This window comes from Lysinibacillus sp. GW823-FHT06C08 (assembly GCF_058795135.1).
The window spans coordinates 497,762-510,419 of record NZ_JBXAHN010000001.1 but is presented as its reverse complement, the minus strand read 5'-3'; the positions used below and the strand labels follow the sequence as shown (position 1 = coordinate 510,419).

At 35.8% G+C, this 12,658-nt stretch carries 12 protein-coding genes; 2 read left to right on the top strand and 10 right to left on the bottom strand.

Annotated features, from left to right (window positions below):
- Nucleotides 1-89 precede the first annotated feature (89 nt).
- Together AC1Q6O_RS02305 and AC1Q6O_RS02300 are read left to right on the top strand one after the other, a co-directional pair.
- Complete coding sequence (locus AC1Q6O_RS02305) at nt 90-995, top strand: PucR family transcriptional regulator (protein WP_008174212.1); 906 nt, start codon at nt 90-92, stop codon at nt 993-995.
- A gap of 82 nt (nt 996-1,077) precedes the next feature.
- Nucleotides 1,078-2,175: an ABC transporter ATP-binding protein gene (locus AC1Q6O_RS02300; protein WP_342550799.1), complete on the top strand. Its 1,098-nt coding sequence runs from the start codon at nt 1,078-1,080 to the stop codon at nt 2,173-2,175.
- Between the two features lie 293 nt (nt 2,176-2,468).
- On the opposite strand, the gene AC1Q6O_RS02295 is transcribed toward AC1Q6O_RS02300, so the two are convergent.
- The 10 genes from AC1Q6O_RS02295 to AC1Q6O_RS02250 all read right to left on the bottom strand — a co-directional run bounded on the left by AC1Q6O_RS02295 (nt 2,469) and on the right by AC1Q6O_RS02250 (nt 12,658).
- Complete coding sequence (locus AC1Q6O_RS02295; protein WP_090003295.1) at nt 2,469-3,344, bottom strand: ROK family protein; 876 nt, start codon at nt 3,342-3,344, stop codon at nt 2,469-2,471.
- 99 nt (nt 3,345-3,443) lie between these two features.
- The gene (locus AC1Q6O_RS02290) at nt 3,444-4,460 is read right to left on the bottom strand and encodes an SIS domain-containing protein (protein WP_239354212.1); all 1,017 of its coding nucleotides are present in this window, start codon (nt 4,458-4,460) and stop codon (nt 3,444-3,446) included.
- 10 nt (nt 4,461-4,470) lie between these two features.
- Nucleotides 4,471-5,409 carry a 1-phosphofructokinase gene (gene pfkB, locus AC1Q6O_RS02285; RefSeq protein ID WP_089987223.1) on the bottom strand — a complete coding sequence of 313 codons (939 nt, stop codon included), beginning with the start codon at nt 5,407-5,409 and terminating at the stop codon, nt 4,471-4,473.
- Nucleotides 5,406-6,248 (bottom strand): class II fructose-bisphosphate aldolase, encoded by an 843-nt coding sequence (locus AC1Q6O_RS02280; protein WP_008174227.1) that lies wholly within the window; start codon nt 6,246-6,248, stop codon nt 5,406-5,408. The genes pfkB and AC1Q6O_RS02280 overlap by 4 nt, the downstream gene beginning before the upstream one ends.
- Before the next feature lie 71 nt (nt 6,249-6,319).
- Nucleotides 6,320-7,051 (bottom strand): GntR family transcriptional regulator, encoded by a 732-nt coding sequence (locus AC1Q6O_RS02275; RefSeq protein WP_008174229.1) that lies wholly within the window; start codon nt 7,049-7,051, stop codon nt 6,320-6,322.
- A 69-nt stretch (nt 7,052-7,120) separates the two neighbouring features.
- On the bottom strand, nt 7,121-8,299 hold the full coding sequence (nagA, locus tag AC1Q6O_RS02270) for an N-acetylglucosamine-6-phosphate deacetylase (protein WP_008174231.1): 1,179 nt from the start codon (nt 8,297-8,299) through the stop codon (nt 7,121-7,123).
- The gene (locus AC1Q6O_RS02265) at nt 8,296-8,964 is read right to left on the bottom strand and encodes a YesL family protein (RefSeq protein WP_237068732.1); all 669 of its coding nucleotides are present in this window, start codon (nt 8,962-8,964) and stop codon (nt 8,296-8,298) included. Before AC1Q6O_RS02265 ends, nagA begins: the two co-directional genes overlap by 4 nt.
- A gap of 174 nt (nt 8,965-9,138) precedes the next feature.
- Nucleotides 9,139-10,749: an extracellular solute-binding protein gene (locus tag AC1Q6O_RS02260; RefSeq protein ID WP_089987233.1), complete on the bottom strand. Its 1,611-nt coding sequence runs from the start codon at nt 10,747-10,749 to the stop codon at nt 9,139-9,141.
- A gap of 24 nt (nt 10,750-10,773) precedes the next feature.
- On the bottom strand, nt 10,774-11,652 hold the full coding sequence (locus AC1Q6O_RS02255; RefSeq protein WP_036226084.1) for a carbohydrate ABC transporter permease: 879 nt from the start codon (nt 11,650-11,652) through the stop codon (nt 10,774-10,776).
- Between the two features lie 13 nt (nt 11,653-11,665).
- On the bottom strand, nt 11,666-12,658 hold the full coding sequence (locus AC1Q6O_RS02250) for an ABC transporter permease (protein ID WP_492400898.1): 993 nt from the start codon (nt 12,656-12,658) through the stop codon (nt 11,666-11,668).

Below are 12,658 nucleotides of genomic sequence, written 5' to 3'. Positions count from 1 at the left end.
ATTTTTGATCATCATCTTTTATGTAGCTTTTTCCCGCACAACCTTTCAGTTACATCTTTTACTATATATCGAAAGAAAAGGAGTCTTTCATGAACTTAAATCTCAAAGCATTGTTTCCTTCCTATCGTTATTTTCGTTCAAAGCCAACTCAACTATCCTATGATTCTCATATTTTTTATCATCACGAAACAAAGGAATGGTTTTCTATTTCCAAGCATGAGGTTTCACAGCGGGACTACGAATGGTTGACGGTTTTTTATACTGAAGTTACCTCTTCGCCAGTTCAGGCATCAGATTTATGGTATGAATTTATTTATTCGAATGGTGACATGCCGCCCAAATTAAAATTTAACAAAGCACGGGTTATTCAAATAACGTTTATTAACGAAAACCCTCCTTTAGAAGCTTTAAAAGAAGCGCTTTATAATTTTTTTCAGGAGGATACGGTATTCCTTCAAGTTGCTAAAAATCAATTTTTACTTATTGAACCTGAAAAACATTCAATACGTGAGAAGGAAGATTTCATTGCCCTTATCCGTACGATAGAAGCCGATTTTTATGTTCGCATCCATTTATATTTGGGAGAATTTTATACAATCAATCAAGATTTTTCGGTTAAATTCCAAAGGGAAGCACAATGGTTCAAGGAATGCTTACATTTAAGATTTGCTGAACCTTATTATTCATTTCAAACGATATTCCCTATTTTACTAACAGAACAATTGCCCACTTCTATTCTTACATTTATCGAGGAGCAAATTATTATACCTTTAAAATCTGACAAGGAATTATTGGAAACGGTTAAAACCTTTTGTGAATGTGGTTTCAATATTTCTTTGACATCAAAAAAATTACATATGCATCGTAATACGCTTACCTATCGATTATCCAAGTTCCAAGAAATCACCAATATTCATATCAAAAATTTAGATGGTGTTATTCTTGTTTACTTTGCTAGTTATCTTTGGTCATTTTTACAACATGCACAAAAATAATTAACTGAAAATTATGCACATTAAACATAGGTTTTCTTCATTACTTTATTTACACTGAATAAAAGAACAAAGGGGATTAAACATGGAGAAAATAGTACTTAATCATATTTATAAAATATATGATGGCGGTGTAACAGCTGTATCTGATTTTAATTTAACTGTTCAGGATCAAGAGTTTATAGTACTTGTTGGTCCTTCAGGTTGTGGAAAATCAACAACATTACGTATGATCGCTGGGTTAGAGGAAATTTCGGAAGGTGATTTTTTAATTGATAACAAGAAAATGAATGATGTGCCATCTAAGGAACGTGATATTGCGATGGTTTTTCAAAACTATGCTCTCTATCCACATATGACAGTTTATGACAACATGGCATTTGGCTTAAAGCTCCGTAAGTTTTCAAAACAACAAATCCAAGAACGTGTCCACAATGCTGCAGCCATACTTGATTTAGAAAAGTATTTAGATCGTAAGCCTAAAGCTTTATCAGGTGGTCAGAGACAACGAGTTGCCCTTGGTCGAGCAATCGTCCGAGATGCGAATATTTTCTTAATGGACGAACCATTGTCCAATTTAGATGCAAAACTACGGGTGCAAATGCGTGCAGAAATTACTAAGCTCCATCGACGATTAAAAACAACGACAATCTACGTAACACATGACCAAACTGAAGCCATGACAATGGCAACACGTCTTGTCGTCATGAAAGATGGTATTGTTCAACAAGTCGGTACTCCTGAAGAAGTATACGGTTTACCTGAAAATAAATTCGTTGGTGGTTTTATAGGCTCACCATCGATGAACTTTTTTAAAGGGATTTTCCATGAAGAAGGGATTCAAATAGGACCTATTTCACTAACCATTCCTGCAGAAAAATCCAAATTATTAGTAGAAAAAGGTTATTTACAAAAAGAGCTGATCTTGGGCATTCGTCCTGAACATATTTATGAAAATTCTTCTGTCAATTCAGACCCCTTCTTCTCAGCTATTGAAGCAGATATCGATGTATCCGAATTAACAGGGGCTGAGCTGATGTTACATGCACAGTTAAATGGCCAGCCCTATATTGCACGTGTAAACTCTGATACTCGAATAACTCAGGGTCAGGTAGCAAACCTACTATTTGATATGTCACGCGCTCATTTCTTTGACTTAGAATCAGAGCAGCGTATTCGGTAGAGTAAAAGCTTTATTGAAAGGGATTCAGATAACAAGTCTGTTTCCCTTTTACAGTTCAACATTGGTTTTTTAGCTATTTTGATCCCATTTTAGAAGGCGATTAGTGTTTCCCCATTGGGAACAACCACATTTATCTTCCTAACAGTTCGCCATCCTCCGCTACCTTACGTCAATCAAAATGTTGACGAAAAAAACCCAATTTCTCAATATAAGCTATATATAGAAGTTGGGTCTTTGTATGAAATTTTTATCGCTGTAATTTTCCATTTTCCTCATCACGCCACTGTTTTTGATTACTTCAATGCTGCACCATACAGTCCCGTCTCACCTTTATGAATACTACTCTCTATAATTTGCTCTTTCCCTTCAAAAGGAGTATTCAACAGGCGCTGCTGAATTCCGTCTTTAATCAGTTCAATGATTTTCGGCTGATGATTAAAAAAGCCTCCGCCTAATACTATGCAGTGTGGATCAAGCATTAAAATCATTTGATGTAACTGTTTTTCCATGCAATAAATGATTTGCTGCAATACTTTCACCATAATAGGGTCACCCTTGTAATAGAGCTCCATCATATCTTTTAATCGGATATTTGAATTTCCCAGTAATGTTCTTCCCAGCTTTTCTATAGCTGGCCCTGCGACACTTTCTTCTAAAGTTTCACCAGCTTGACCGACAATATTAAAACCTATTTCACCAGCTAATCCTGTTCCTCGTAAAAAATCACCATTAACAATGGTACAACAGGATATCCCTGTACTTAATGTTATATATACCATCGTTTCCTTCCGAAATCCTCTAGCATTATACTCTCCCCAAGTAGCCATATGCACATCGTTATCCATCATAATCTGTGCATGGGGAAAAAATTCAGTTAATCGTTCACAAATAGGAAAGTTACTCCACGGTATATTATTTTGGTAGACGGCTAGACCCTTTTGAACATCAACAATACCAGGTACACCAATACATACCTTAGAAACTTCATTAAAAGAGAGCTTCTTCTCCATACAGAGTATTTCAAAGCTATCAATTAAACAATGGAATAAAGCTTCTTTTGTGGAAATATCACTTGGTACCTCTCTTTTAATTAAAATATGCTGATGTTGGTTGAATAAAGCCGTGGCTAATTTTGTTCCACCAACATCTGCTACTAAAATATGACTCATCCTTACATCACCAGTTCTCCCCACAGAATTTATTTAAATTCAAAATTATCAGAAAGTAATAAGTGGAATAATATCTATTACTTATTGAATAGGTTTTTATTATGAAAGTTTAACGACTTGTGTTAAATTACGTGGTTTATCGGGGTTACGCCCTTTAAATATTGCATGTTGATAAGCTAAAAGTTGAAAGTAAGGGACCGCTTCAACAAGGCGATTTAAATCATCTACTTCTGCTGATAGCTTAAAAATTAAATCTGCTTCTAACTCCTCTGAAGCTATACCAATAATAACAACGAAGCCTCCAAGCTTTTGAATATCCTTCACTAATGCCTGATCATATTCCTTCGTTTCATTTTGTGTAAATATAATAACAACCGTTTCTTTATCAACAATAGAAATTGGTCCATGTCGGAATTCCAGATTTGAGTAACTTTCACATTCCGTTTGAGTCATTTCTTTTAGCTTTAATGTTGCTTCTTTAGCCAACCCATTATAAGCACCTGACCCTAAAAAGATAAAGCGCTTTTTTGAAGCATCTTCCGTCACCTGCGTTAATTGTTGTCCATTGCCTAATGCTGATTGAACAAGAGCGGGGATTTTCTCTAACTGTTCCAGTATATCCGTGCGTCCACTAATTTTCGCAGCATATAATTGCAAGGCGTATAGCATATTAGAAAATGATTGTGTCATGACCACACTTTTTTCTGATATATCATTTAAGGCAATCAATTCATTTGTTAATCTTGCCATAGGTGTGTCACTATTACATGTTACTGCCATAGTACGTATATTTTTCGCACCATTCAAATGCTCTAAGGACATAATAATTTCCGAAGTTGTCCCCGACCGGGAAATTCCAATAATCAGATACTTTTTATGCGTTAAAATAAATGTGTCTGTGTGTAAAAATAACTCAGATGCGGGTACAGCAATGGCAAACGCTCCAGTAACAGTTTGATAATAACGCGCTGCTGCAATCGCTAAATAATAGGATGTTCCACATCCTGTGAAAAGCACTACATCTACAGCATCTTCATTAAAAGTCATTAATTGCACAATATCTTTTGTTCTTTCTAACTTTTGTCCCTGTGCCATAATCTCATTGTAAGTGTACATAAACAAATCCCTACTTCTCTTTTATTTTAGTTATTTGTATCTCCTCTAAGAGTTTTTCCACTGTATCTCTTTGGACTTTTGCAATCTCTTTATGTGCTGCATTCGCTGAGCCACATGCAACAGCCCATTTATATGCCTCTGTATGGTCTGCACCATGTGAGAGCTTATAAATAAGACCTCCTAAAAAGGCATCACCACTTCCTACTGTATTGACCACATTTATCCGTGGTGCATTTACTTTGTAAATCCCTGACGGATGAACAAATAGAGCGCCTTGCTCGCCCAATGAAAAGCATACATGCTCAATGCCTAATTTTTGAAATTTTATACCCACCTGAACTAAGTCTTCATGAGTTAAAGCAGGTCTACCGATTAATTGAGTAATTTCATCCTCATTTGGCTTAATAATGAAAGGTATTGCTGTAATACCTTTTCTCAAAGCCTCGCCACTTGTATCAAGTGCGACTCTAATACCTTTTTCCTTTAATAAATGGATAATCGTTGCATATGCCGTTTTTTGTATACCTTGAGGAAGGCTCCCTGACAATACAAAATAGGTAGCATGTTCTGCTTTAGTTTCAATCCAATTTAACATGTTTATCCATTCTTGCTCATGAATGGTTGGCCCTACCTCTAACAGCTCGCTCATTTCCTTCGTTTGCTGATTAATAATCGTTAAACAAATGCGATTTTCTTCCTCTATTTGTATGAACTCTGTTTGGAGATTTTCTTCCTGTAAAAGCTCGACTATTTTACTTCCATTTAATCCACCAACGAAACCGCCAATATTCACTTCGCCACCAAGTGATGCAATTACACGAGCTACGTTAACCCCTTTCCCACCACCTTGTTGTGATTTCTGCAATACACGATTTGTTTGACCAATCATTAAAGAGTCCAGCTCATATACTTGGTCAATGGCTGCGTTTAAGGTTAATGTAGTAATCATTTTTGTAACATCACAATCTTTTGCTCTACTAATTTAATTAAAGATTCACGTGCAGGAAGGAAATACTTTCTTGGATCATTTTCTGTTGGATGATCATTAAAATATGCTCTTAATTCTTCAGCAAATAAGTCTTTAAGCTCGGTAGAAAAATTCACTTTTGCAATTCCATACTTCAAAGATTCACGTACATCCTCTTCTGGCACCCCAGAGGCTCCATGCATGACTAATGGAATATTAGTAGAGCTATGGATTTCTTGTAAAAGCTCAAATAGCAATTTTGGCTTTTGCTGATACTTACCGTGTGCTGTACCGAAAGCAGGGGCGAATGAATGAATTCCTGTTACTTTCACAAAATGCTCCGCTTGCTTTGGGTCAGTAAAGAATGCATTCTCTTCCTTTACGCTTACACTATCCTCGACACCACCAATTGTCCCAAGCTCTGCTTCAACAGGCACATTTACCGCACTTGCAGCTTCAACTACTTTTTTTACTAATAAAATATTTTCCTCATAAGGTAAGGAAGATCCATCAATCATTACAGAGGTGTAGCCTGCTCGTAAACATTCCATAACAGTATGATAAGATTCGCCATGATCCAAATGTAATGCCACCGGTACTTTTGCCTGTTCCGCTGCTGTTTTTGCCAGTGCAATTAGATAAGGCATCTCTACATATTTATACGTGCTTGAAGTTGTTTGCAAAATTACAGGTGCCCCCACTTTTTCTGCCCCAGCAATTACAGCTTTAATCACTTCTAAATTATGTGCTCCAAAAGCACCGATTGCATAATTATTTTTATAAGCGTCTTCTAACATATCTTTAGTTGTCACTAATGGCATAATAGAATTCCTCCCTCAATGGGTTGTTGGTATAATTTAAAACAAAAATAAATGCAGCAAACGATTAGATTTTAATTTAATTCCGTATAAAAACGGCAACGATCTCCTCTTACAATTGAAATACAGAATTCCACTGGTTTTCCTGAGGTATCAAACGCAGTCCTTTCTAGCAATAAAGCTGGTTTTCCAGCATCTGTTTTCAATAAAGGTGCTTCGTCTTTATTAATTAGGACCGGTTCGAAGGCTTCTCTCGCCCTTACAACAATAATGTTAAAACGTTCGGCTAATAAACTGTATAAAGATGAAGACGTTACTTCTCGTAAAATTTCAATATCCTTAATAAGGCGTAAAGGTAAAAAAGATGATTCCAAAATAATCGGCTCATTATCGGCAAATCGTAAACGCTTCATTTCTACAACTTGTTCATTTTCCTCTAATGCTAAATTCGATCTAACTTTAGTTGAGGGATACACCTTTTGTATTTCTAGTACTTCATCTTTTTGATTAAATCCTTTTTCTTGAATCATGCGACTAAAGCTATAAAACCCTCCAAGAGATTGTTCAAGTCTTGGCTTGGAAACAAAGGTTCCTTTTCCTTGAATACGATATAATTTATCTTCCTTTACTAATTCCTCGATTGCTTTTTTTACTGTATTTCGACTAACATGGAACATCTCCATCAATTGATTTTCCGAGTCAATTTTATCTCCTGGTTTCCATTCACCTGATTGAATTTTCCCAAATAAAATTTGTTTTAATTGATGATATAATGGGATTACACTAGATTGATCTAATAAATGCATCTTTTTTCCTTCCTTCTCTAGGTTTTGTAATCAATATACCATCTATATAATAGGATGCCTATTGATATATCAATCCTTTTCAAAGGCAAAATTCCCTAAGCAAAAAGTTTTTTCTACTTCTCCTTCTTCGTTCAACCAAACGATATCTGCGTCCTTTCCTAGTGCAATAGACCCTTTCCGATTGTCCATGCCTAAATGCTCTGCTTGATTTAAAGAAACAATACGTATTTGCTCAACAAGTGAAAGTGTAAGCCACTCTCCTATGTTTTTCCTTGCGGTATTCATATTTAACACACTTCCTGCTAAGGATCCCGTTTTGCGTTGAATACATTGATTATTCATGACTTCTACTTCATTACCACCTAATTGATACAAACCATCTGGCATCCCCTTTGCACGTATACCATCTGTTATGATGAGCAAACGATTTAAGCCCGTCATCTTGTAAACCATTGGTAGTAGATCTTTATGAAAATGTACATTATCTGGAATTATCTCCACATACACATCTTCCGCTAGAAGTACTGCTCCCACAACACCTGGATCACGGTGGTGTAGTCCACTCATGCCATTAAATAGGTGTGTTACATGGGTAATACCAGCTTTTATTGCATGTTGCGCTGTATCATAGTCAGCGTCAGAGTGGCCAATAGATGCAATAACCCCTTTATTAGTTAATTCGTGTAGTAATTCAAAATCGGTATCTTCCTCCGGTGCAAATGTGACAAGACGAATTGAATGATGAGACTTATCATACAAATCATTAAATTGTTGAACATTTGGTTTTAAAATAAAAGCTTCGGATTGAGCCCCTTTTTTAGCTTGACTAATAAATGGACCTTCTAAATGAATTCCTAACATCTCAGGCACTGCTGTTGGTTGGTTTTTATAATAATAGGCAAGTGCCTCAACAGCAGATTCGATCTCAGACATAGGACCTGTCATCGTTGTAGCCAAAAAAGCAGTTACGCCCTCACTTGCTAAGTATTTGGCTATTTTCGAATAACAAATATGGTTCGCATCCATAAAATCATGACCTACAGCACCATGTATATGGATATCGATCATTCCAGGGATGATATAGCCTTTTTGCTGACAGTCTATTACATTCTCTCTTAAAGCGAATGAAGGGCAATTTGCCATTTGATCAATTACTGTAATTTTTCCTTCCGACATTTCTAGAAATCCGTTAGTAATAATTTTATTTTCCATTACGATATTCGCATTAATAATCCATTTTTTATTCATGAGGTGATCCCTCTCCCAGCAGAGTAATATGGTAGATTAGTATGTTCGTCTGCTTCTCTATCATTCTTAAATATATGGGATGACATCCACGTTAAAAATAAGGCAGCTAAACTAACACCGAAAAACGGTATTAAGCCTGGAAAACAGCTATATAGTTTATAAAGAATTATAAGCCCAACAATATTGCTAATCATTTGTAATGGATACGCAATACTAAATATGATGGAAGCAGCAAAGTAGCGCAATATTGGTAAATCATAATGGGCGTATAGCTGAAATATATTCACAACAATCATACCGAACAGTATACTAATAGAAATAAACACTGTGAGTAATAGTAAGCCTAGTAAGCCATGTAACGATGAAACTATTTGAAAATTAATCGTTACAAAGTAGCCAACACTCAGTAAGATCATACCTATTTTATTTGATGGAATAAATTCAACTTTATATGTATTCCAATAGATTTTGACTAATCGTTTTAAGTCATCTTCTCCTTGTAATCTTTTCCGTAAAGTAGTAAACATGGCAACAGTCGCTGGGGCTACTCCAAATAGCAAAAGTCCAAGTAAAGTTAAACCTGTCCATAGTAACTGTAATACTGCTAATAATGTGATCCATTCTACAAACCAGTATAGTTTACCTTTCCACCCTTCCAATTCCATGCCCATTACCTCCCTACGATTCACATATTACTATCTATACATTTTTTGCATTTACACTCTGCTACATCCATCAATAGAAGGTTCAACAAGCGTGCGTCACATAAGCCTAGTTGAATGGTAATCTTTCAGCTTATGTGACCTTCTACTTGTTAAGTTTGAAGAAATTGAACCTCCTTATTTGGAACGGTCATATGCCCCTTGTGCTACTTCCATATAGTCTTGCAAACCCATTTTTTCAATTGTATTCTTATAGTCATTCCATTTATCGAAGCTTTCTTTTCCTGTTATAAAGCTTGCTGTCATTTCATTTACATAGGTTTGAATGTCTGTTAAAACAGCGGACACTCGATCATTTTCTTCCACTGTGAAATTCAAGCCTGGAATAATATCTTCATCCTTCAAAGCATATGGCATGACTTGCTTGGCATTGTTAAGAGAGTTTTCCTTAGCCTCTGCCCCTTGGAAATACTTTTGCGTTACAATCCCAGGATAATAACCACCAGGCCATGTTAAATAATCACTTATTGCTTGGTCTAAATTTTTGCCATCTGGATTATTAGTAATATTGTCGATATATTGAATTGTTCCATCCTCATTTTCTTCGTAAGTGACACCTTCAAAGCCCATAAAGAACATTTTAGCTCCCTCATCACCATATAAATGGTCAATCCAACGAACCATTGCTTCAGGATTTTTTGCTTTATCTGTTACTACAAACATCCCTAGATTCCCAAGACCATTAGACATCGCAGTATATTGTCGATCCCCATTTGGCCCTTCTAACACTTGTGCACCCGTATAACCATCTAGTTTAAATAATTCTTTAGGATCTACTTCACTAAGAATGCCAAACGTTCCTTTAGCTGCTTCTGCCGCAAATTTTTGAGGCTCTGTCGTAAATACATCCTTATTAATTAAACCTTCTTTATAAAGCTTATTTAAATATTCAAGTAATTGTTTATATTCGTCGGTCGTTGGCACAAATCGGAATTCCTCAGTACCTTCTTTAAAATCTAAATTCAGATTCATCGTTCCTTGTTTGTTCAAGCCAAATGATCCTCTTAAGTAATTAATAATTTGATTCACACCATAACCAGTTCCCCAGCCTTGCTCATCTTGTAAACCATTACCATTCGGATCATTTTCTTTAAATGCTTTTAGTACTTTGTACAAATCATCTGTTGTTTCTGGTGATGGCAAGCCTAGATGATCAAGCCATTCCTGATTAATCCACGGCGCTCCAACGCGAAGTGATGAAAATTTTGGATCATAAATTGTTGGGAAGCCATAAATATTTCCATCTGCCATCGTCACACCCTGCTCGACAGATGGGTATTCTTCTAATAGCTTTTTAAAATTGGGTGCATATTGATCGATGTATTCATTCAACGGTAAAAATACACCTTGTTGACCGTATTTGATTAAATCTGTTTTTGAAAATGCCGATGCAAAAAATATTTCTGGATAATTTCCTGAAGCTAAAAGCAAGTTCTTTTTGTCCGCTAATACCTCCGTCTGAACAGTTGTCCAATTTATATGGATATTAGACATTTTCTCGTATTCTTCCCACAACATTAGTTGATTCCAGTCCTGAGATGCAAAAAACTTTGCTGCAAAACCATCTACTTCAATTTTCTCCTTTGTAATCGGCATATCGGTCGCATTCAAATTATCAATATTATCACTTTTCACTCCACCGGTTGCTTTATCATCCGAACATGCTCCTAGCAAACTTGCAGCTAACATTAGGCTTGTTACGACACCATAAACACGCTTTTTTTTCATTTCCACTTAAATCGCTCCTATTCTTTAACCTTTTAATGAACCAATCATGACACCTTTTACAAAATATCTTTGTAAGAATGGATAAAGCATTAACATTGGTAGGTTAGCAACGATTAAAACTGCGTATTTTAACCCTTCAACGCTAAGTTTTTGAGCTAAAAAGCTTTCTGACGTCGCTTGAATCATATCGTCAGCTTGTCCTTGAATTAATATTTGCCTCAGGATAAGTTGTAGTGGAAACTTATCTTGGTCTTGCAAGTAGATCAATGCCTGGAAATAAGAGTTCCAATGCCCTACAGCGTAAAATAAAACCATGACTGCCATAACAGGTAATGATAGTGGTAGAACGATACTCCATAAAATACGGAAGTTCCCTGCACCATCGATCATGGCCGATTCCTCTAACTCATAAGGAATGGATTGGAAAAATGTCCGCATAATGATGATGTTCCATACAGCTACCGCATTCGGAATAATCATGACCCAAAATGTATTTATCATACCCAAATCACGGATTAATAGATATGTAGGAATTAGTCCCCCACTGAAAAACATGGTGAATACCATAAATGCCATAATAAAGCCCTTCCCTTTTAAGTTTCTACGTGAAAGAGGATAAGCTGCACAAATGGTCATCACGATATTTAGTAATGTTCCAAAGAATGTGTATTTCAAAGTATTGATAAATCCATTAATAATATCTGGATTTTGGAATACTTTTTCGTAAGCCTCCACTGTAAATTCCTTTGGCCATAGCCATAAATCCCCTGAAATGACGTACTCGGGATTACTAAGAGAAGCACTTAAAACAAAAATAAGTGGATACAAAACAACAACTGCTACGATTGCTAAAAAAATATAATTAAAGATAGTAAATGCACGATCGCCCTTTGATTCTTTCATGTCAATCTCTCCTTTACCATAAACTTGTATCACTCACTTTTTTGGCTATTCTGTTAACCATAATAAGGAGGATAAAATTAATGATAGAGTTGAAGAAGCCCACTGCTGCTGAAAAGCTATACTGTGCTTCTAAAATTCCGCTACGATAAACAAAAGTGGATATAACATCTGATGCCGACATATTTAAGTTATTTTGCATTAAAAATACTTTCTCAAATCCAATAGCCATGACAGAACCAACATTTAAGATGAATAAAATGATAATTGTCGGCATAATCGCAGGAATATTAATATGAATAATCCTTTGAAATTTTGATGCCCCATCTATCATTGCCGCCTCATGCTGTGCCGGATCTACGGCAGCCAAAGCAGCAATATATATGATGGAACTCCATCCCATCGTTTGCCAAACATCAGACAGTACATATATGGATTTAAACCAGGCAGGTTCTGAAATAAAATCAATGGGTGTACCCCCAAACAACATAATGATTTGGTTGATCATCCCATCCGATTTTAAGAATAGTAATAGCATCCCAACTACGACTACTGTTGATAAAAAATGTGGGGCATAAATGACTGTTTGTACAAATTTCTTAAAGTGAAGACTCTTCACTTCATTTAATAGCAATGCAATAATGATTGGTACTGGAAAAGATATAAGTAACGTGAATACGCCAATCCCAATTGTATTTTTGATTAAACGCCAAAAATAATAACTATCAAAAAAACGTTCAAAATGCTTTAATCCTACCCACGGACTCCCCATAATTCCCTTTGTAGCAATAAAATCTTTAAAGGCAATTTGCAACCCATACAGTGGGTAATAATGGAAAATCAAAAAGTAAAGTATAACAGGGGCTAGTAAAAAATAAAGCTCCCAATTTTTTTTGATAGATTTTTTCCACTCTACCAGGTGATTTTTCTTTACCTTTGATTGCTTTTTGAAAAAACGTTTTGTTTTAGATGATTTTTCCTCAACAGTTGTTTTATCTAAAAGCGTCAT

Bases quoted from the DNA above. Each gene is read 5' to 3' on its own strand.
- AC1Q6O_RS02305 (WP_008174212.1), top strand. From the start codon at position 90: ATGAACTTAAATCTCAAAGCATTGTTTCCTTCCTATCGTTATTTTCGT.
- AC1Q6O_RS02300 (WP_342550799.1), top strand. From the start codon at position 1,078: ATGGAGAAAATAGTACTTAATCATATTTATAAAATATATGATGGCGGT.
- AC1Q6O_RS02295 (WP_090003295.1), bottom strand. From the start codon at position 3,344: ATGAGTCATATTTTAGTAGCAGATGTTGGTGGAACAAAATTAGCCACG.
- AC1Q6O_RS02290 (WP_239354212.1), bottom strand. From the start codon at position 4,460: ATGTACACTTACAATGAGATTATGGCACAGGGACAAAAGTTAGAAAGA.
- pfkB (WP_089987223.1), bottom strand. From the start codon at position 5,409: ATGATTACTACATTAACCTTAAACGCAGCCATTGACCAAGTATATGAG.
- AC1Q6O_RS02280 (WP_008174227.1), bottom strand. From the start codon at position 6,248: ATGCCATTAGTGACAACTAAAGATATGTTAGAAGACGCTTATAAAAAT.
- AC1Q6O_RS02275 (WP_008174229.1), bottom strand. From the start codon at position 7,051: ATGCATTTATTAGATCAATCTAGTGTAATCCCATTATATCATCAATTA.
- nagA (WP_008174231.1), bottom strand. From the start codon at position 8,299: ATGAATAAAAAATGGATTATTAATGCGAATATCGTAATGGAAAATAAA.
- AC1Q6O_RS02265 (WP_237068732.1), bottom strand. From the start codon at position 8,964: ATGGAATTGGAAGGGTGGAAAGGTAAACTATACTGGTTTGTAGAATGG.
- AC1Q6O_RS02260 (WP_089987233.1), bottom strand. From the start codon at position 10,749: ATGAAAAAAAAGCGTGTTTATGGTGTCGTAACAAGCCTAATGTTAGCT.
- AC1Q6O_RS02255 (WP_036226084.1), bottom strand. From the start codon at position 11,652: ATGAAAGAATCAAAGGGCGATCGTGCATTTACTATCTTTAATTATATT.
- AC1Q6O_RS02250 (WP_492400898.1), bottom strand. From the start codon at position 12,658: ATGACGCTTTTAGATAAAACAACTGTTGAGGAAAAATCATCTAAAACA.